This window comes from Azospirillum baldaniorum (assembly GCF_003119195.2).
In the GTDB taxonomy this organism is placed as follows: domain Bacteria; phylum Pseudomonadota; class Alphaproteobacteria; order Azospirillales; family Azospirillaceae; genus Azospirillum; species Azospirillum baldaniorum.
The window spans coordinates 1,151,179-1,171,646 of the sequence record NZ_CP022253.1; the positions used below are offsets into that span (position 1 = coordinate 1,151,179).

The following is a 20,468-nucleotide window of genomic DNA, read 5'->3' on the forward strand; positions in this document are numbered from 1 at the left end:
TCACCACTTTCTTGCATGCGCCTTGTGGCCGTCACATTTTCCTGACATGGCTGCGAGGGAGTCGGACTGCCGCCCCTCGCGGTGTAGGATGCCGCCCATCGGATGGTTCCGCGTCTTCCCGGTCTCTGTCCCGGACGAAGGCGGCGGGACCGCCGCCATGCCTGTCTGGGAACCGTCATGCGCTTTATTCTGTCCGCCCTGATGGCCGTCGTGATCCTCGCCCTGGCCGGGGCGGGAGGGCTGGTCTACATGCTGGACCATTACGATCACGAACTGCCGGACTACACCAAGCTCGCCAACTACGAACCGCCGGTGACCACCCGCGTCCATGCGGGCGACGGACGCCTGCTGGCGGAGTTCGCGTCGGAAAAGCGCGTGTTCGTCCCCATCGACGCCATGCCGAAGCGCGTGACGAACGCCTTCCTGTCCGCCGAGGACAAGAACTTCTACGACCACAAGGGCATCGACCCCGTCGGCATCGCCCGCGCCATCCTGACCAACGTGGAGAATCTCGGCCGCGACCGCCGGCCGATGGGCGCCTCGACGATCACGCAGCAGGTCGCCAAGAACATGCTGCTGACCAACGAGGTGTCCTTCTCGCGCAAGATCAAGGAAGCGATCCTGGCGGTCCGCATCGAGCGGGCCTTCAGCAAGGACCGCATCCTCGAGTTGTATCTGAACGAGATCTTCCTGGGATACCGCTCCTACGGCGTGGCGGCGGCGGCGCTGAACTACTTCAACAAGGCGCTGGACGAGCTGGACATCGAGGAGGCGGCCTATCTGGCGGCCCTGCCCAAGGCGCCCAGCAACTACCACCCGGAACGCCAGCGCGACGCCGCCATCGCGCGGCGCAACTGGGTGATCGGGCGCATGGCCGAGGACGGGCACATCACCCCGGAAGAGGCCAGGATCGCCCAGTCCAAGCCCCTGGTCGTGCGCAAGCGCGACGAGCAGGAGTATGTGACGTCGGAGTATTTCGCCGAGGAGGTCCGGCGCGAGCTGGTGAAGCTCTACGGCGAGCAGGCGCTCTACGAGGGCGGCCTGTCGGTCCGCGCCTCGATGGACCCGGTGCTCCAGCAGGCGGCGACCAAGGCGCTGCGCACCGGGCTGGTGCAGTACGACCGCCGCCACGGCTACCGCGGGCCGGTCGGCAAGATGGAGAATTTCGACAACTGGGCGAAGAAGCTCGCCTCCATGGCGCCGCCTCCGGGGTCCGAGGGCTGGCATCTGGCGGTGGTGCTGAAAGACGACGAGGCGGCGGCGCTCGACATCGGTCTGCCGGACGGCTCGCGCGGCCGCGTGCCGCTGGCCGAGCTGCGCTGGGCGCGGGCGCAGCGCGACGACAACCGGCTCGGCCCGGAAATCCGCCGCCCCTCCGACGTCGCCAAGCTGGGCGACCTGATTTTGGTCGAGGCCGCCGGCAAGGACGAGAAGGGCAAGGAGCCGCCGGCGGGCACCTACGCGCTGCGGCAGGTCCCGGCGGTGCAGGGCGGTCTGGTCGCGCTCGACCCGCACACCGGCCGCGTGCTCGCCATGGTCGGCGGCTTCTCGCCGCAGATGAGTTCCTTCAACCGCGCCACCCAGGCGATGCGGCAGCCGGGCTCCTCCTTCAAGCCCTTCGTTTATCTGACGGCGCTGAACCAGGGCTTCACCCCGTCCTCGCTGGTGATGGACGCGCCGTTCGAATACGACCCCGGCCACGGCCAGCCGATCTGGCGGCCGGAGAACTTCAGCCACGAATTCTACGGCCCGACGCCGCTGCGCGCCGGCATCGAGAAGTCGCGGAACGTCATGACCGTCCGTCTGGCCCAGGCCGTCGGCATGGACAAGGTGAAGGCGGTGGCCGAGAATTTCGGCATCACCGACAACCTCCAGCCCTACCTGCCGATGTCGCTCGGCGCCGGTGAGACGACCGTGCTGCGCCTCGCCACCGCCTACGCCATGCTGGCCAACGGCGGCAAGCGGGTGAGCCCGACCTTCATCGACCGCGTGCAGGACCGCAACGGCAAGACCGTCTTCCGCCACGACACGCGCCCCTGCGCCTCCTGCAACCAAGTGGCCTGGAGCGACGGGCTGACCGTTCCCGCCGTCGCCGACACGCGGGAGCAGGTGAACGACCCGCGCACCGTCTACCAGATGGTCTCCATGCTGGAGGGCGTCGTCCAGCGCGGCACGGCGACGAAGCTGCTGTCGCTGGGCAAGCCCCTGGCCGGCAAGACCGGCACGACCAACGACAGCCACGATGCGTGGTTCATGGGCTTCTCGCCCGACCTCGTCGTCGGCACCTACATCGGCTTCGACCAGCCGCGCTCGCTGGGCGCCCGCGAAACCGGCGGCTCGGCGGCGGTTCCGGTGTTCAAGGACGTGATGGAGGTGGCGCTGAAGGACCAGCCGGCCACGCCGTTCCGCGTGCCGCGCGGCCTGCGCCTCGTCCGTGTCAACCCGGAGAACGGGCGCCTCGCCCAGCCCGGCGAGCGCAAGGCCATCTGGGAGGCCTTTATCCCTGGCACCGAGCCGAACCCCGACCAGCCGCAGATGGTGCTGGACGGCTCGGCCCACGCTGCGGACGGCGGCTGGACCGGTGGGGTGCCCGGCGGCGATCCGGCGGCCCAGCAGCCGGGTGGCTGGGGCGCTCCGGCGGCTCCGCCCTCGGCGGCGACGGTGGGGACCGGCGGCCTCTACTGACCGCGTTCCCTCGGCAATAAAAAAGCCCCGCTTCCCGGTTCGGGAGGCGGGGCTTTTCTTTTGTGCGGAGGTTCAGGGCCGCGCGGCGGTGTGGGTGTCGGTGCGGATCTGGGCGATGGCCTCGGCCGGAGCCGTGTCGGTGGAGCAGTCGGCCAGCGGGCGCAGCCGGTCCTCCATCCGCGCCAGCATCACGCGGACCCCCTCCTGGTTGATGTGCAGGGCGTCCACGAAATGGGCCTCGTCCTCGACCTCGCGGCGGGTGTCGATGACCGGCACGTCGGGCGGCAGGCGGGCCTTCAGATCCTCGAAGAAGGCGTCGAAGTTGGTCACCTTCTCGATGTAGCCGGGGAAGAAGGGCGTGATGACCACGGCGACCCGCGTGCCCTTCTCCCGCGCCGTGCCGATGATGCGGTCCAGCGCGTCCCAGTTCGGCTGGAAGCCCTCCATCCGCTCCGTCGGCGCCTTTTCGAGCTGGGCCTTGAGGAAGGGAGACATGGTGCCGCTCAGCGTCCGGTCGCCGGTCGGATGCAGCCCGTCGAAGGCCAGCCGGATCGTCTGGTTGTTGTTGAAGATCAGCGTGTTGAACAGCTTGTTGGAGGCCCACATGGTGGCGTCGACCTGCCGGATGAAGCCGTCCACCCGCTCCGAGTAGTAGGCCAGCAGCGGCAGGTCGGCGAGCGCCTTGGGATCGTCGACCACGCTCGTCGGCTCGACCAGCAGCAGGCGGGGGGCGCCGTGCCGGTCCAGGTAATCCTCCCACAGCAGGTCGCCGACCGTGGTGGGGGCGCCGCCCATGCCCAGGTTCAGCACCCGCCCGCAGGTCAGCGCCTGCACCTCCTCCACCGGGAAGTGGTTGTCGGCGCGGGAGTTGCCCAGGATCACCACGTCGGCGGGGGGCCCGTTGCGGTAGACGGTCATGAAGCGGTCCGACGACTGGAGGAGCGTGTCGCCCATCCAGGACGCCACCGCGCGGTCCATGGCGACCACCATGCCCAGGATCAGTCCGACGACGGCCAAAAGGCGGATCATGGTTCGGGCTCCCTCAGAACTGGAAATAGATGAAGGATCGGTTGGCGAAGTTGCCGAAGAGCAGGAGCATCAGGATCAGCGTGGCGCAGCCGGCGGAGCGGACCACGACGTTCACCCCGGCGTAGCGGCGCCCGGCGCCGAACTCGATCATCGCGTCGATCATCAGCACGACGAGGCCGAACAGGGCGACGCGGACCAGATAGCTCATCTGCTGCATGCCGCGCGGCAGGCTGAAATCGCCCTCGGCGATGATGCCCAGGATGGTCCGCACCGTGTGCATGTCGTCGGCGCGGAAGGGCAGCCAGGTCAGCGTGATGAGAAGGAAGACCAGCCCGACGGTCAGCAGCTTGCCCGCCACCAGCGGTGCGCCGCTCAGCCGCAGCGGGCTGCGCTTGGCCAGCCAGCGCAGGCCGTCCTCCGCCGCCATCAGGGCGGCGTGCATGGCGCCCCACAGGACGAAGGTCCAGGCGGCGCCGTGCCACAGGCCGGACACCAGCATCACGATGGTCAGGTTGCGGATGCGCAGCCAGTGGGTGCGCCCGCCGCCCATCGGGATGTAGACGTAGTCGCGGAACCATGTGGACAGCGAGATGTGCCAGCGCCGCCAGAAGTCCTTCATGCCCATGGCGAAGTAGGGGCGGGCGAAGTTCTGGCAGAGCGTGTAGCCGAAGATCTGCGCCAGACCGATGGCGATCAGCGAGTAGCCGGCGAAGTCGCCGTAGATCTGGAGCGAGAAGCAGATCAGCCCGATGACGTGGTTCAGCGCGTTGAAGAACTCCGGCTGGGCGAAGCGCGCGTCGACCACCGCGGCGGCGTTGTCGGCCAGACCGAGCTTGAGGAAATAGCCCCAGATGATCTTCTCCAGCCCGGCGAAGCGGAAGGCGAAGCTGACATCCTGGCGGGGACCGTTCTGGATCTGGGGCAGCAGGTCGCGCGCCCGGACGATCGGGCCGGCGACGAGTTGCGGGAAGAAGGCGACGAAGGTCGCGTAGCGCAGCAGCGACCGCTCCGGCTTCTCCAGATGGCCGAGATAGAGGTCCAGCGTGTAGCTGAGATTCTGGAAGGTGTAGAAGGAAATGCCGACGGGCAGGATGATGGACAGCGTGCGGTGCCCGACGTCGAGGCCGAGCGAGGCCAGCGCCACCTGCGCGCTGTCGATGAAGAAATTGAAGTATTTGAAAAAGAACAGGATCGCCAGATTGGTCGCCACGCTGATCTGCATGAAGATGCGCGCGGTGGCCCGGTTCGGCGCGTCGGCGATGCGCAGGCCGCAATAGAAGTCCAGCAGCGTCGTGCCGGCGAGCAGCAGGCAGAAGCGGTAATCCCAGAAGCCGTAGAAGATGTAGCTGGACACCAGCAGCAGCGGCGTGAACAGCCGCGTCCTGGCGAGCATCATGAAGCCCGCCGTGAAGGCCGTGATGAACAGCAGGAACCCCAGGCTGGTGAAGTTCATCGGGGGGCCACGCTATTGTTGTTGGGGAACGGGGGCGCCGACAGCCCGCGCCCATCGAATGACGGGCACGAACGTCGGTGACGCTATCACGGGGGACTGCCACTTATTCGCGCCGCGAAAGTGGTTTTGCGGCGCAAAAACGGTTTCATCCGAGTGGGTTGCCCAGCTGTCCCTGTGACGGTGTGGTGCTCCGGCGGATTACCGTTCCGGTCTGGTCCAGCGTCGCGGAAGCCGGCGCGGCTGTGGAATAAGAGGGTGCAACGCCGCTCCCAACCCGCTACATAAGGGCCAAGACACTGGTTCAACTCTGGCTGACGAGGAGGCACTGCGATGCGGGCCGAGATCGAAGCGGCCGCCGGCGAGATTAGAGAATCGCTGGCGCTGCTGAGGAGGCATCTTTGACTGGGATAACGCGCTGCGTCGTCTCGACGAACTGAACGCCCACGCCGAAGACCCCAAGCTTTGGGACGACCCGTCCCGCGCGCAAACCATCATGCGCGAGCGCACCCAGCTCGAAACCTCGGTGAACGGCTATCGCGCCCTTGAGCGCGACCTGTCCGACAGCCTGGAACTGATCGAGATGGGCGAGGCCGAGGGCGACGCGACTGTGGTCGCCGATGCCGAGGCCCAGCTCTATGCGCTGCGCGACCGCGCCGCGAAGCTCCAGATCGAGAGCCTGCTCTCCGGTGAGGCGGACGCCAACGACTGCTTCATCGAGGTGAACGCCGGCGCCGGCGGCACGGAGGCCCAGGACTGGGCGCTGATGCTGATGCGCATGTACCTCCGCTGGGCGGAACAGCACGGCTACAAGACGCAGTGGCTTGAGGAAAGCCCCGGCGAAGAGGCTGGCATCAAGTCCGCCACCGCGCAGATCAGCGGCCACAACGCCTATGGCTGGCTGAAGACCGAGGCCGGCGTGCACCGTCTGGTGCGCATCAGCCCGTTCGACAGCCAGGCCCGCCGCCAGACCAGCTTCGCCGCCGTCTCGGTGTCTCCGGTGATCGACGACAAGATCAACATCGAGATCAACGAGAAGGACTGCCGCATCGACACCTTCCGGGCGTCGGGCGCCGGCGGCCAGCACGTCAATAAGACGGACTCGGCGATCCGCATCACCCACCTGCCCACCGGCATCGTGGTGGCCTGCCAGCAGGAGCGCTCGCAGCACAAGAACCGCGCCAAGGCGTGGGACATGCTGCGCGCCCGCCTGTACGAGCGGGAGCTGAAGATCCGCGAGGACGCCGCCGCTGCCCTTGAGGCGACCAAGAGCGACATCGGCTGGGGCCACCAGATCCGCTCCTACGTCCTGCACCCCTACCAGATGGTGAAGGACCTGCGGACCGAGGTGGAAACCTCGCAGAGCCAGGCGGTGCTGGACGGCGACCTGGACATGTTCCTGGAAGCCGCACTGGCCGCCCGGCTTAAGGGGCAGAGCGACGACGCGGCTGCGTGAGGTGCGGGAGGGGGGAGGTCTTGCCCCCTCCCTAACCCTCCCCCGCTCTCGGCGGACCGAAGGTCCGCCTGCCGCGTCAGCGCAAACCTCTGGTTTGCGCGAGAGCTGTCGCAGGGGAGGGGACTTGATCCTCCCTCCCCTGCGACAGCGGGGGAGGGCCGGGGTGGGGGTAATACACCCCCCCTAATTTTATCCCTTGGGAAGAAACGCGGCCTCTGCGTTGTTGATCTCCGCAACAAGAAACGGAGAGAGACCATGAACCGCAGCCTGTTCGCCGCCTTCCTCGCCGCCACGGCCTTCGCGGCGCCGGCCTACGCCGCCTGTCCGACGGATTCGATGACGCCGGACATGTACTTTGCTTATGTCGAAGGCATCCAGAAGACCCTGACCGAGCAGGGCTTCCGTCCCGGCGTGATCGACGGGAAGATCGGTCCGAACACCCGCTCCGCCATCCGCGCCTACCAGAAGGCCGCGAAGCTCCCGGTGGACGGCTGTCCGACGCAGGAGCTTCTCGACCATATCAACTTCTCCCAGCCGAAGGTCTACGGACCGGGCAAGCGGTGAACCCTACGTCCCCTCTCCCGCCCCGGGAGAGGGAGGGGCCCGCCGCGAAGGCGGCGGGAGGGTGAGGGCGCCGCCAAGGATCAATGCGCCGTTCTCGCACGACCCTCACCCGGCCCTTCGGGCCACCCTCTCCCGGGACGGGAGAGGGGTTTGGCGAGCAGCTCACTTCACGAAGGTCAGGTCCATGACGGACTTGGCGTCCAGCGCTTTGTCCACCTGACCTTCGGACTGCCAGAACTTCACCTGATTGACGACGTCGTCGACCAGCAGCTTGCCCTTCGGCTCGACATAGGGCAGGCCGGCGGCGACGACCTCGGGCTTCTGCTTGGTCGCCTCGGCGATGATCGCCAGAAGCTCGTCGTACCCGGGGCCCTTCACCACGGCGCCGGACGCGTCCTTGGCGTTGAAGGCGGCGTGGTACTCGGCCAGCCCGGTCAAATAGGCGCTGACGAACTTCTCGGCCAGCGGGCGGCGCTGGGCGACGGTCTTCGGGCTGGTGAAGAGGGCGCCGAGCTGCCACGGCGTCTCGTCGCCGACCCAACCGAGGATGGTGCCCGAGCCTTCGGCGGCGAGCTGGCGGGCCACCGTCACCGGGGCGATCACCGCGTCCACCTGACCGCCCTTGAAGGCGGCGACCATCTTCGGCACGTCCTGCATCGCCACCATGGTCACGTCCTTGACCGTGAAGCCGTGCTTCTGGCCGAGCAGGCCGACCATGTAATGGAAGGTCGAACCGACCGTGGTGATGGCGATGCGCTTGCCTTTGAGGTCGGCCGGCTTGGTCAGCCCGGCGTCATGCGCCGCCTTGGTCGCCACATAGGCGCTGAGCTGGAAGCCCGGCTCGTCGCGGCTCTGCGCTGCGATCATCGTGACGGCGCCCTTGGCGGCGAGGTTGTAGAAGCCCGCCGTCAGGCCGGTCACGCCGAAATCCACGTCGCCCGAGGCCACCGCCACCGGCACCTGCTGGGCCGAGGTGAACATCTTCAGGTCGACGTCCAGCCCTTCCTTCTCGAAATAGCCCTTGGACTTGGCGATGAAGATCGGGCCGGAGGAGGCCAGCGCCAGCACGCCGATGGAGGTCTTCTCCAGCCCCTGCGCCTCGGCGGCGGGCGTCCCGGCCAGCGCCAGGGCCGCGGCACCCATTGCACCCAGAACCAAACGGCGGCTCCAACGCACGACGGTCATTCTCAGTCTCCCATTCTCAATCATCATTTTTCTCACCGCCATTTCAGAAGGCGGCGTTCCAGGATGGACAGCACGGTCCCGATGCTCAGGCCGAGCAGCGAGAGAACCAGCACGCCGGCCAGCAGCTGGTCGGTCAGCATCAGGTTGCCGGCGGTCAGGACGAAGGCGCCGATGCCGTATTCCGCGCCGATCATCTCCGCCGCGACCACCAGGATCAGCGCGATGGAGGCGGTGATGCGGAAGCCGGCGAGGATGCCGGGCAGGGCGCCGGGAAGCACGATCTTGCGCAGGATCGACGCCCAGGGCAGGCCGAAGCTCTGCGCCATGCGGATCAGGTTGCGCGGCACCGAATCGATGGCGCTGTAGGTGGCGATCACCGTCGGGAAGAAGACGCCGAAGCCGATGGTGGCGAACTTCGACGGCTCGCCGATGCCGAACCACAGGATGAAAAGCGGCAGCAGCGCGATCTTCGGGATCGGGAAGAAGGCCGAGACCAGCGGCACGCCGACCGCCCGCGCCACCGAGCCGATGCCCATGGCGAATCCCACGGCCATGCCGGCCACCGTGCCCATGACCCAGCCGACGCCGATTCGCATCAGCGACGCCTTCAGGTGCTGCCACAGCGATCCGTCCTGCGCCATGGCGGCGAGCGCCGAGGCGACCGCGCTCGGCGGCGGCAGGAACAGCTCGCTGACGAGGCCGAAGCGGTTGGTGGACTCCCACACCGCGATCAGCACCACGAAGGCGAGCAGCGCTGCCCACCGGTGCCCCTTGACCGTGAAGCCGCCGCCGCGGAAGCGGACGGGTTGCGACGGCGCGGCGGAGCGGTCGGTCATGGGGAGACTGGTGTCAGGCATCGGCGATCTCCCGGTCGGCCAGTTGGGCCTCGGCCCGGATCAGGTGCCACAGCCGGTCGCGCACCTCCGCCAGATGGGCCTGGGCGGAGGGCTCCAGCCGCTGGTCGCGCGGCTCCTCGATGGTCACGATCTCGCGCAGGCGGCCCGGACGGCGGCTGAGCACGACGACCCGGTCGGCCAGACGCAGCGCCTCGTCCAGATTGTGGGTGACGTAGAGGGCGGTCGTCCGCTCGCGCTGCCAGAGCGACAGGAAGTCCTCCATCAGCAGCTCGCGCGTCTGGGCGTCGAGCGCCGACAGCGGCTCGTCCAGCAGCAGCATGGCCGGGCGCACGGCCAGCGCGCGGGCGATGCCAACGCGCTGCCGCATGCCGCCCGACAACTGCTTGGGCAGCGCCTTGCGGAAGTCCCACAGACCCATGCGGCGCAGGCCGGACTCGATGCGCTCCCGCCGCTCGGCCGCCGACAGCGGGTGGTGTTCGAGGACGAGCGACAGGTTGTCCTCGACGCTGCGCCAGGGCAGCAGGGCGAAGTCCTGGAAGATGAAGGTGATCGGGTTCAGGCAGCCGTCCGGCACTTCGCCCGCCACCGCGATGCTGCCGGAGGTGGGCGCCACGATGCCGCCGGCGATGCCGAGCAGGGTGGACTTGCCACAGCCCGACGGGCCGATGACGGCCAGAACCTCCCCCTCCTGCACCGTCAGGTCGATGCCGTCCAGTACGACGAGGTCGTCGTAGCGGTGGCACAGGTCCTTGATGATAAGCCTCATTGTCCCTTTCCTGTTGCCGACCCCGCCCAGGCGATCAGCAGTTCATCGCGCGAGGTCAGGCCCGCTTCCGGCAGCGCGTGGTTCACGACGGCCTTGGCGGCGCCGCCGGTCGCTTCCGGCAGGCGGTTCTCCCACATGGCCTGATGGAGCGTGGGCAGCTCGTCCCAGTTCCCGAGGTATGTCGTTGGCACACGGACCGCCCCCGACGCAATGACGCGGTTCAGCCCTGCGATTTCCGCAGCGTTCGAAAGATGCGTACCGACGATGGACGCGGATGGCATCAGGATGCGGCGCTGGCGCATCCACACCTGCGGCGCGTAGAAGCTGTAGCGACGACCATTTCCATTGGGGGCCATGTCGCCGCAATAGACGACGCGGCCCGTGTGCGGCTTCACGAGCATGGTGGAGACGGCCAGCGTGTCGCGCCGCGCCCGTTCCACCACCACGTCGGGCATGCCGCGCGGGTTGTCGGCGGCGCGCAGGATGCGGCCAACCGCTTGGCCCAGCGGCTTGAAGGTGTCCTCGGTGAACAGCCGCACGGCCTCCTTGAAGGCCGCGGTCTCGCGCTGCGGGTCGGGCAGGTCCGGCATGGTCTCGGGCCAGTCGAAATGCGGCACGCGTCGCTTGATCTCGGCCAGCGACACGGCGCCGGCCAGCGCCTCGCCATAGCCGAGCGACAGCACGAAGTCGCGTTCGGAATCCCGGTCGGTGACGACGCAGACGCGGGCACCGGACTCGCGGGCCGCCTCGATGGCCGACAGCGCCATGTCGTCGCGCAGCCCCACCGCCCCGGCGCCGTAGAAGACCAGCACGGCCTCGCCGGGGCGCAGGCGGGCGCGGCGCAGCATCTCGGCGGGCTCGGCGGAACCGGGCTTGCCGAGGAAGGTCATGTGGTAGCCGCTGGAGGCGCCGAAGAAGGTCAGCGCGCCGCCGTCCGCCAGCGATTGGAAGGTGCGCGGGAAGGTCGTCTCGCCGGCGTGGCTGACCGCGTAGTCCACGAGCTGGCCGCCGTTGGCGGCGCGCAGCGCGTCGAGGTAGGGGCGTCCGGCCTCCTCCCATGCCGCCCACTGCGCCGGGTCGGCGGGGATGCGGGTGAAGCCGGCCTCCGCGACGGAGCGGTCCACCGCCTCGGCCCCTCGGGCGCGGATGGCGGCGGCGCGGCGTTCCGACGACACCATGCCGGTCACCTTCATGCGCCGGGCCAGCGCCAGCTCGACGGTCCAGGCGCCGGTGCCGCCGGCCGCGCCCTCGACCAGCAGGCGCTTGCCGGGCTGCACGTCGAGGGCGGTGAACAGCGCGCGGTAGCCGGTTCCGGCGGCGAGCATGTAGCTGCCCGCCTCCTCCAGCGCGAGGCCGGGCGGCAGGGGGAAGAGCTGCGGCCCGTCGGCCAGCATGAACTGCTGGTGGCTGCCGTCCGGCGACTGGTAGCCCTGGATGTGGAAGTCGGTGAACATCGGGTCGGCCCCGGCCTCCGGGTCCAGCAGGTCGGAGACGCCGGAATAGATGGCGACCAGATCGCCGACCGCCAGCCGCCCCTGCGCCTGCAACGCCTCGCCCATGCGCACGACCATGCCGACGCCGCCGGAGCCGGTGACGTGCACGTCCTCGTCATGCTCGTCGAACAGGGAGATGGGAATGCCGGTCAGCGCCCAGACGTCGTTGTAGTTGACCTCGGAAGCCAGGACGTAGACGAGCGCTTGGTTGGGGCTGGGCTCGGGGACGGGGATGACGACCTCGGTTTCGGCCTGCTCCGGGTCGCCGTGGGCCGCCGCGCCGGTTTCCAGGTCGCGGACAACGGCCTGGGCGAGCTGCCAGCGGGGCAGGGGTGTGGCGCCGGGGACGAAGGGGCTGCCGATGGGCAGCACGCCGTCGCGGCTCGCGCGTCTTGGTCGTGCGGGCAGGGGCGGGGACTTCTTCTCCAGGAACAGGGTGATGCCCTTCTTGGCGCCGTTGTCGGAGTCCAGCAGGAAGCGGGCAAAGGCGTCGATCTCGGCCTTGCTGCCGGCGTCGCAGCCGTCACGCAGGCCGGTGTCGACCAACCGGACGATGGTGTCGGCCACCGGGCCGCGGCCGACGCTGTGGGCTTGTTTCAGCAGATGGGCGCATTGCCCCCACCCTCCCGCTTCGCGGGTCCCTCCCTCCCCCGCTGCGCAGGGGAGGGTTTTGTCGGCGGGCGGCGGAGTTCCCTCCCCTGCGAAGCGGGGGAGGGTTAGGGAGGGGGCAAGGGTGTTCGTGGGGGCAAGTGCGGCCTCCCTTGCCATCGCCTTCGCCAGTGTCAGCGCGTCGTCCGCCCACCGCGCCACCACATCGACCAAACCATACTCAAGCGCTGTCCCGGCATCGATCTGGCGCCCCGACAGCAGGATCTCCAGCGCCCGCCCATAGCCCCGCTCCGGGTCCTTGCGCAGCAGCAGGCGCGGCAAGCGTTGCGTGCCGCCATAGCCCGGCGGCAGGAACAGGTTGATCTCCGGCTGGCCCAGCCGGGCTCGCGGATCGGCCACCCGGACATGACAGGCCATGGCCAGCTCGCAGCCGCCGCCGAGCGCCACGCCGCGGATCGCCGCGAACACCGGCTTGTCCAGCGCCGCGAGGGCGCGGAAGACGGCGTGGGCCTTGGCGGGCAGGGCGCGGGCCTCGCTCTCGTCCCGCACCTCGTCGAGAAGCTGGCGGATGTCGGCGCCGGCCACGAAGTTGCGGCCCGTGCCGGTGATCACCACGGCGCGCACGTCCGCCCGCCGGGCGAGATGGGCGACCAGCGTGTCCAGCTCGTCGAGCAGGCGGTCGGAGAGCGCGTTGACCGGCGGGTTGTCGATGGTCACCGTCGCCATGCGCACGCCATCGGCCAGCCGGTCGTACTGAACGGACAGGAAGCGCTGCCGCTCGATGAGGGTCTGTTCCTCCGCCCGCTGTTGGCCGCGTGTCCAGGCGGCGATGCGCGCCTCAAGGTCGGTCAGGCACTCCGGGTTGCGCAGGGTGGAGGTGTCGCCCAGCGGCTCCCCGTTCATCATCGCCGCCAGGAAGCGGCGCATGTACTTGCCGGAGCGCGTCTCGGGAAAGGCCGGAACGGAAAGGATGTCGGAGGGGACGGCGACGGCGCCCTTCTCCTGCCGCACCAGATCCTTGAGCCGGCGCTCGTCGTCCGCCGTCAGGTCGCGGCCCTTGGCGGGCAGGACGAAGGCGACCGGGGTCAGGCCCTTCTCGCGGTGGGGGGCGCCGACCACGATGACGTTGCCGACCGGGCTGTCGGGGTTGATCTGCTTGTCGCGCAGGATCGCGCCCTCGATCTCCTCCGTCCCCATGCGGTGGCCGGACACGTTGATGACGTCGTCGGACCGGCCGTGCAGGCTGAAGCTGCCGTCCTCGTACTTGCGCGCGAAGTCGCCTTGCAGGTAGGCCCAGACCGGCTTGCCGTCCGCATCGCGGAAGCGCCCGAAATAGGTCGTCACGAAACGGTCGAAATCGCCTTTCCAGCCGGGTTTGCCGACATTCTCCGCATCGCCCCAGATGGTACGGGTCAGGTAGGGATAGGGGGCGGTGACGACGATCTCGCCCTTCTCCTCCACCTCGGCGGGGCGGAAGGCGACACGGCCCGTGGCGTCCGGCTCGCTCTCGGGAACCCAGACGTCGCCCAGAACCCAGGGCAGGGGGTAGGTGTGGGCGTCGGCGCGCAGCGGCTGGTCGGGGTTGCCGTAGGGGTGGGTCCAGACGATGCCGCCATGCTCCGTCGCCCAATAGCTGTTGATGTATTGCGGCGTCATCACCGCCATGCCGAAGGCCTGGACGGCGGGGCTGGTCGGCTCCGCGCAGAAGGTCGCGACGCGCAAGCTGCTGCGGTCGTAGCGCTCGACGTCGGCGCGATTCTCCGGGTGGGTCATGACCGTCTTCAGGAAGGTCACGCCCGCCTTGAAGATGGTCACCTTGTGCCGCTCGATGATCGAGGCGAAGCGCCCGGCGTTGGGGAAGACCGGCGCCCCCTCCGTCACGATGCCGGGGATGCGGGCGGCGAGGCTGGCGGTGATGAGGTAGCTCTGTCCGGTGATCCAGCCGGGATCGGCGACAACGTAGATCGCGTCGCGGCCCGGCAGGGCGTCGAAGCTGACCTTCATGGTGTGGGCAAGGCCGGCGACGTAGCCGCCATGGACATGCACCACACCCTTCGGCTTCCCGGTGGAGCCGGAGGTGTAGATGATGAACAGCGGATACTCGGCGTCCACCGGCACGCAGGGCACGGACTTCGCCACGGCGGCGTAGAGCGCCCGGTCGTCCAGCGCGCGCAGCGCCTCCATGCCGGGCAGGCCGGCGGTGGCGCACAGCTCCGCCTCGGCCTTCGTCAGCAGCTCGTGCGCCCAGACGTCGCGGCCCTCGGTCCACGGGATGTCGGGAAGCCCGGCGTGGCGGACGACGATCACCGCCTCGACGCGCGGCGGGGCGGCGGTCAGCGCCTCGGCGACGCTGGCGCGCAGGTCGGCCACGGTGGCGGCGTCGAGCGTCCCGGCGCGGTCCAGCGCCCGGCCAAGCTCGCGCATCACGTCGGCGGGGGCGACGGTGATCTCGCCCGCCAGCCCGCGGCGCACCGGCTCCATCAAGGCCGTGTCGCCCAGCTTGGCGCGCAGGACCTCTTCGGTGATGCGCAGCGCCGTGGGCAGGGCGACGAAGCGGTCGAGCGCCGGGTCGCTGTAGGCTTCCTTGAAGGGGGCCATCTCGGCGTTGCGGCTGGCGCCGTCGGCGGTGATGACGACGCGGGCGCCCGCGTTCTCGATGCGGTCGGACAGCGTCTTGTCGGAGAAGCCGCCGAAGACGGCGGTGTAGATGACGCCGATGCGCTTTGCTCCCTCCGTCCAGACGATCTGGTCAAGGATGTTGGGCATGTTCAGCGCGATGCGGTCGCCTTGCCTCAACCCCAGCCCGCGCAGCGCCAGCGCGGCCAGCGCGGAGCGGACCAGCAGCTCGCGCCGGGTCAGCGTGACGTGATGGACCGGGCCGCCGCGCCCGCCGTTGGCGGCGGCGTCCCAGCGGTCGCCCTCGTACCAGTAGGCGGTCTCCGACCCATGGCCGGACAGGACGTGGCGGTCCACCTCGTTGAAGGCGGCGTTGGTCAGCCCGCCCGCGAACCAGCGGTAGAAGGGCGCCTCCGACCCGTCGAAAGCCTGGGTCCAGGGCGTCCAGTCCGCCCGTTCCGCAGCCTCGCCCGTCGCGGCGTTCCAGCCGCGCCACACCCCGTCCGCCTCGCGCATCAGCCAGTGGGCCCCGTCGAACCAGTGGATCGTCTCTGCGGCGATGGCACCGTGGAAAGCGCCGGGATCGGCCGCGCAGGCGTCGCGCTGGCTCTGCCAGTCCGCGGCGGAGCGGATGGGGTTGACGGCGACATCCTGCGGCAGCGGCGGCTGTCCGGCGGACTCCGCGACGGCGTGATCCATGCTTTCCTCCCGATCGGGCATTTCTTCCTTGGCGGCCACGTCTTGTGCGCGGCGGGCATCACTATAGCGCGGCGCCCTGCATGGGCTGCAATGGCGCCGTGCGCGGCGGGGGTATGCCGTATACGCGGCTTTCGGTCATACTTGCCGCAATCAATAGCCATGGGAGGAAACGGCATGTCAAAAAACGACGCGCCTGCGAACGATTCGGTGACCTTCGCGGTCAGCCATCCCGACCCGGCGGACTTCAAGCGCGACGGGCTGCGGCCCTTCTTCGAGTACCGCGACCTGGGCATCCGCGCCGCCACGGCGGGCAAGGCGAACGCCCACGTCATCCGCGCCCGCCCCGGCGAGCCGTCGCACGGCGGCTGGCACCGGCACGCGCTGGATTTCCAGATGGTCTACGTTCTGAAGGGCTGGGTGAAGTTCGCTTACGAAGGCGTGGGGGAGGTGCTGTTGCAGGCCGGCTCCTGCGTCCACCAGCCGCCGGGCATCCGGCATGTGGAGATCGCCCATTCCGACGATCTTGAGATGCTGGAGATCACGCTTCCCGCCGACTTCCCGACCGAGGGGGCCGAAGCGCCCGCCGGGGACTGACGCCGCATCCGCCAAAAAAGTGCCGGCCAAAAAAGTGCCGGTCGCACCCGTCGTGGAAACGACGGTGCGGCCGGCCAGATGCTTTGGAGGAATCGCCGCCATGGCCACAGGGAACGACGCGGCCACGGGACGCTTCGTTGCAAAGGAAAGCAATGCCCATGCCAGCGCTTGGGCGGGCCCCCGGAGCCGGTTTTCCGTGCTTTCGGCAAGAAGCTCCGGACCGCACCTGTCTGGAAGACTGGACAGGTGACCGGATCGCTGGACAGGCGGGCGGGCGCCGCTGTTCTGGCATGTTGGGCGCGTCGAGGGTATTAGGGCGGTGTGTGGCGGCGTGATGAGGATGCGGACGGGATGCCCGAAGTCGAGATCTCCCGCGAGGACAAGGGGCAGGCGACGGTGTTCGAGGCGTCGCCGTCCAGCGTGCCGCCCCAGCGCTACGCCCACCTGCTCTATGCCGCCCTGCTGCTGGCCGGTTTCGTCGTCGTGGCCGAACTGACGCTGGAGCCGACGGCCTCGATGCTGCGCTGGCTGGGCGTCCTGTGCGCGGTGCCGCTTCTGCTGATGTGGATGATCACGCTGCTGCGGGCCGCAAGGCGCAGCGCCGTGCGGCTGGTCGTGGCGCCGGAGGGGCTGACCGCCCACGGGCAGCTTGTTCCCCACGACACGATCCGCGGGGTGGCGCTCTACCCGCCGCAGGGCAAACGCCCGCTGTTCGTGGCCCGCATCCAGACGATGACCCTGCAGCAGCACCAAAAGGAACTGGCGCTGGCCGGCGGGGATGTGGATGCGGAGGAGGATGGGAAACCGGGGAAGGGTCGTCGGCGGCGCGCCGGCTACCGGCTGCTTCTGCTGCGCCGGAACCATCTGCCGGCGCTCGTCCTGGTGCGTGGCCTCACCCTATCGGGCGGCGAGACGCTGATGGCCGGACTGGCCGCGGAACTGCGCCGCCACAGCCGGCCGGGCTGACAATCATTCTGAGTTCTGTCGGCGGGTTCCGACGGCGCGCGGGCAAGCGCCCCTCCCGCCGCGGGGGCGGGAGAGGACCGCGCTGGAAGGACGCCGGAAGGGCGTGACTCAGCGACGGGCCGTCGGGGCTGCCGGCAGGTCTTCTTCCAGGATGACGACGTGCAGGGCGTAGGAGACCTCACCCTCGTCCACGTCGCGGTGCAGGGTGCCGACGAACTCGTCGCCCAGCATGACTTCTGCGGACTGGCCGGCCTTCTCGGGCGGCTGGATGATGATCTTGTCGTTGCCGAGAGTCTTGCGCAGATAGCTCTGCACACGGGCGATTTCGGTTTCGGTCATCTTGGCGACCGTCGGCTTGGCGGGCGGCATGGCATGATCCCTGTGTTGTCGAAGGGGTCATATAGAAACCTTTCGGGCAAAGGGAAAGCACAACATCGCCCCGGATCGCCCCGGATCGCGCATTCGCCGCGCCGCCCGCCGCGGGCCCCGTCTTTCTTGCGGGGGACCATGCCCCCGCCTGTGGAGGGCTGTTAGCCGGTTTTGTCCTCTTGTTCCGGGAGGCGCGGCCAAATACTGGACGGGTTGGACTATGGGGGCGTCCGCGCCCCGCCGTCCGGTGACCATGGCAAGGGGTGACCATGGCTGCACGCCTTCGCCGTTTCGTCTCGTGCCGCATCCTTCTGGCGGTGACCGCCGGCCTGCTGCTGGTCATGGCGGCGTGGCCCATGCCCGGTCTGGCCGCCACCGCGCCGGAGCAGCGCATCGCGCTGGTCATCGGCGTCGGTGCCTACCGCCACGCCACCGAACTGCCCAACCCGCGCAACGACGCCCGCGCCATGTCGGCGGCCCTGCGCAAGCTCGGCTTCGCGGTGGAGGAGCGCTATGACCTCGACAACCGCGGCATGGCCGAGGCGTTGCGCGGCTTCGGCATCCAGGCGGCGCAGGCCGACGTGGCGCTGCTCTATTTCGCCGGCCACGGCATGCAGGTCGGCGGCACCAACTTCCTGATTCCCGCCGACGCCCGGCTGGAGCGCGAGCGCGATCTGGTCTACGAGGCGCTGCCGCTGAACCTGCCGATGGGCGAACTGGCCCAGGCGCGCAAGCTGGGCATCCTGATCCTGGACGCCTGCCGCAACAACCCCTTCGCCGACCGTCTGGTGCGGTCCGGCACCAAGAAGACGGAGGTGCATTCCGGCTTCGCCCGCGTTGACGACACGCCGACCGACACGCTGGTCGCCATGGCCACCCGCGCCGACGCGGTGGCCGAGGACGGGCAGGGCGACCACAGCCCCTACACCGCGTCGCTGCTGAAGAACTTCGACGTGCCGGGGCTGGAGCTGAGCCTGTTCTTCCGCCGCGTGCGCGACGACGTCATGCAGGTCACCCAGGGGCGGCAGGAACCGTTCCTTTACGGCTCGCTGGGGGCCGCCCCCTTCTATTTCAACCCGCTGCCCGAGAACCGGCCGCCGCAGCTCGCCGCCTTCAAGCCGCTGGAGGTGTTCGACCGCGGCGGGACGGAGGGGTTGGGCATCGCGCGGCCCAGCGATCCCGACAACGATCAGCTCTTTGCCCAGGTGACCGGCCTGCCGCGCGGCGGCGGGGTGCGCATCGGCGACCGGGTGGTGCTGATCGGCGACTATCTGACGCTCGACCAGCTCACCGCCGCGACCTTCCGGGCCGACGCCACCCACCTCGGCGATGCCGGCAGTTTCGAGTTCGCGGTGATGGACGGGCGCGGCGGGGTGGCGCGGGGCGCCGTGCCGATCGTCATCAAGCCGAGCAACCGCCCGCCGGTCGCCGTCGCCGAGCGCAGCGTGCGCGCCGTCGTCAACAGCCTGCGGCTGGAGGTGCCCACCGACCCGGACGGCGACCCGCTGACCTTCACCGTCAGCGCCGTGCCGGAGCGGGGCAAGGTCCACGACGGCACCACCCCGCTGAAGCCCGGCGACAAGCTGGCGCCGGAGCGGTTGACCGCGCTGACCTTCGACCCGGAACGCGCCCCCGCGGGACGCGCCGGGGTGTTCAGCGTGCTGGTCGAGGACGGGCGCGGCGGGCGCACGACGATGAGCGCGCTTCTGGAGGTCGAGGAGGCCGGTGCCGCCCCGCCTCAGGCCGATCTGGAGGAGTCGCTGTGGCGCCGCGTGCGCGACAGCCGCGACGCCGACGCGCTGGACGCCTTCCTCCGGCTGTTCGGCACCGGCCCCTTCGCCGCCCCGGCGCGGGACCGGCTGAACCGGCTGCGCGCCGAATCGGCCAAGGTCGCGGCGGCCGCCCCGGCCGGAGGGGCGGGAAGCAGCGGGTCGTCGGGAAATGGATCATCTGGCGGCAAGGCCACCCCGCCGCCGGAACTCCAGCTCGACACCGCCGGGGAGGGGATGTACGTGGCCGTCGCCGACGCGGAGTTGCGCGCCGGGCCGGACGCGCGGTCGGAGCGGGTCGGCGCCCTCGCCAAGGACGGCCCGGTGCGGGTGCTGGGCCGGGTGACCGACGCCGACTGGTACCGGGTGGCCCTGGATGACGGCACCCAGGGCGGCGTGCAGGGCTTCGTCCGCGGTCCCGCGCTGCGCCCCGCCGGGCCGGAGGACCGCCAGCGGCTGGCGCTCGCCGCACCGGCCCAGCCGGGGGGCTCGCAGGGGCGGGCGCAGGGCAACGGCAGCAGCTTCCAGGATTGCCCGGCCTGCCCGCCGATGATGCGCATTCCCGCCGGCAGCTTCGTCATGGGTAGCGAGCGCGGCGACGCGAGCCAGCGCCCGCCCCGCCGCGTCACCTTTGCCAAGCCCTTCGCCATCGGGGTCTACGAGGTGACGGTCGCCAACTGGCGGGCCTGCGTGGAGGGCGGCGGCTGCGCCGCCATGCCGCGGATGCGCAACCCCTCCGACGACACGCCGGTGCACAACATCCATGTCGAGGACGCGCTGGCCTACACCGAGTGGCTCAGCCGCAAGACCGGTCAGCGCTACCGCCTGCCGAGCGAGGCCGAGTGGGAGTATGCGGCGCGCGGCGGCAGCGCGGCGCGCTTCGCCTGGGGGGACAGCCTGACGCCGGGGGCGCGGCTGGCCAACTGCCGCGACTGCGGCGGGGCCGCCGACCGCTCCCTGCCGGCGCCGGTCGGCAGCTTCCAGCCCAACGCCTTCGGCCTCTACGACACCAGCGGCGGGGTGGCGGAGTGGGTCGCCGACTGCTGGAACCCCGGCTACAAGGGCGCCCCGACGGACGGCAGCGCCTGGATGGAGGGCGATTGCCGCAAGCGGGTGCTGCGCGGCGGCTCCTGGCGGGACGGGCAGGACGCCATCGCCGTCACCGCTCGCATCGGCTACGACGCCGACGTGCGCTATTTCGCCGACGGGTTGCGGGTGGCCCGCGACCTGAACTGACTCCGCCCGCGTTCGTTGGTGGGACGCACCGTCTGCGGATGGGACCGCGGCGCCCCCGAAATTGCAGAAATCGGTGCTGGGCCAATGCGCTAGACTTGGCCGTTCAAGGCTTGGCGATCCGCAAA

Annotated in this window: 13 protein-coding genes; 6 read left to right on the forward strand and 7 right to left on the reverse strand. The window is 69.7% G+C overall.

What is annotated here, in order from left to right:
* Window positions 1-177: 177 nt before the first annotated feature.
* The gene (locus tag Sp245p_RS05370) at window positions 178-2,685 is read left to right on the forward strand and encodes a penicillin-binding protein 1A (protein WP_014241121.1); all 2,508 of its coding nucleotides are present in this window, start codon (window positions 178-180) and stop codon (window positions 2,683-2,685) included.
* A gap of 72 nt (window positions 2,686-2,757) precedes the next feature.
* On the opposite strand, the gene Sp245p_RS05375 is transcribed toward Sp245p_RS05370, so the two are convergent.
* Both Sp245p_RS05375 and Sp245p_RS05380 read right to left on the reverse strand, forming a co-directional pair.
* Window positions 2,758-3,714, reverse strand: coding sequence for an SGNH/GDSL hydrolase family protein (locus Sp245p_RS05375; protein ID WP_014241120.1), 957 nt, complete (start codon window positions 3,712-3,714; stop codon window positions 2,758-2,760).
* A gap of 13 nt (window positions 3,715-3,727) precedes the next feature.
* Window positions 3,728-5,167: an MBOAT family O-acyltransferase gene (locus tag Sp245p_RS05380; RefSeq protein ID WP_014241119.1), complete on the reverse strand. Its 1,440-nt coding sequence runs from the start codon at window positions 5,165-5,167 to the stop codon at window positions 3,728-3,730.
* Between the two features lie 330 nt (window positions 5,168-5,497).
* Between Sp245p_RS05380 and prfB the strand changes: the two genes are divergently transcribed.
* Window positions 5,498-6,620 (forward strand): peptide chain release factor 2 gene (gene prfB, locus Sp245p_RS05385; RefSeq protein WP_104675338.1). Its coding sequence is split into 2 segments (ribosomal slippage): window positions 5,498-5,566 and window positions 5,568-6,620, totalling 1,122 coding nucleotides; the frame shifts between segments, so codons are not numbered across the junction.
* Window positions 6,621-6,875: 255 nt separating this feature from the next.
* Entirely contained in the window at window positions 6,876-7,184 is a 309-nt protein-coding gene (locus Sp245p_RS05390; protein WP_038526709.1) for a peptidoglycan-binding domain-containing protein, read from the forward strand.
* A 162-nt stretch (window positions 7,185-7,346) separates the two neighbouring features.
* Here the strand turns inward: Sp245p_RS05390 and Sp245p_RS05395 are convergent, their stop codons facing one another.
* Genes Sp245p_RS05395 through Sp245p_RS05410 form a run of 4 tightly spaced genes read right to left on the reverse strand, consistent with a single transcriptional unit; the run spans window position 7,347 to window position 15,409 of the window.
* The gene (locus Sp245p_RS05395) at window positions 7,347-8,369 is read right to left on the reverse strand and encodes an ABC transporter substrate-binding protein (RefSeq protein ID WP_014241116.1); all 1,023 of its coding nucleotides are present in this window, start codon (window positions 8,367-8,369) and stop codon (window positions 7,347-7,349) included.
* Window positions 8,370-8,401: 32 nt separating this feature from the next.
* Window positions 8,402-9,226, reverse strand: coding sequence for an ABC transporter permease (locus Sp245p_RS05400; RefSeq protein WP_109138400.1), 825 nt, complete (start codon window positions 9,224-9,226; stop codon window positions 8,402-8,404).
* Window positions 9,219-9,992 carry an ABC transporter ATP-binding protein gene (locus Sp245p_RS05405; protein ID WP_014241114.1) on the reverse strand — a complete coding sequence of 258 codons (774 nt, stop codon included), beginning with the start codon at window positions 9,990-9,992 and terminating at the stop codon, window positions 9,219-9,221. The genes Sp245p_RS05400 and Sp245p_RS05405 overlap by 8 nt, the downstream gene beginning before the upstream one ends.
* Entirely contained in the window at window positions 9,989-15,409 is a 5,421-nt protein-coding gene (locus tag Sp245p_RS05410; RefSeq protein WP_109138589.1) for an AMP-binding protein, read from the reverse strand. The genes Sp245p_RS05405 and Sp245p_RS05410 overlap by 4 nt, the downstream gene beginning before the upstream one ends.
* Before the next feature lie 174 nt (window positions 15,410-15,583).
* Between Sp245p_RS05410 and Sp245p_RS05415 the strand changes: the two genes are divergently transcribed.
* Window positions 15,584-16,003, forward strand: a complete 420-nt coding sequence (locus Sp245p_RS05415; protein ID WP_014241111.1) for a cupin domain-containing protein — start codon at window positions 15,584-15,586, stop codon at window positions 16,001-16,003.
* Window positions 16,004-16,354: 351 nt separating this feature from the next.
* The gene (locus Sp245p_RS05420; RefSeq protein WP_014241109.1) at window positions 16,355-16,969 is read left to right on the forward strand and encodes a hypothetical protein; all 615 of its coding nucleotides are present in this window, start codon (window positions 16,355-16,357) and stop codon (window positions 16,967-16,969) included.
* Between the two features lie 108 nt (window positions 16,970-17,077).
* On the opposite strand, the gene Sp245p_RS05425 is transcribed toward Sp245p_RS05420, so the two are convergent.
* Window positions 17,078-17,338 carry a DUF3126 family protein gene (locus tag Sp245p_RS05425; RefSeq protein ID WP_014241108.1) on the reverse strand — a complete coding sequence of 87 codons (261 nt, stop codon included), beginning with the start codon at window positions 17,336-17,338 and terminating at the stop codon, window positions 17,078-17,080.
* A 269-nt stretch (window positions 17,339-17,607) separates the two neighbouring features.
* On the opposite strand from Sp245p_RS05425, the gene Sp245p_RS05430 reads away from it, so the two are divergent.
* Entirely contained in the window at window positions 17,608-20,343 is a 2,736-nt protein-coding gene (locus tag Sp245p_RS05430) for an SUMF1/EgtB/PvdO family nonheme iron enzyme (RefSeq protein ID WP_014241106.1), read from the forward strand.
* Window positions 20,344-20,468: the final 125 nt, after the last annotated feature.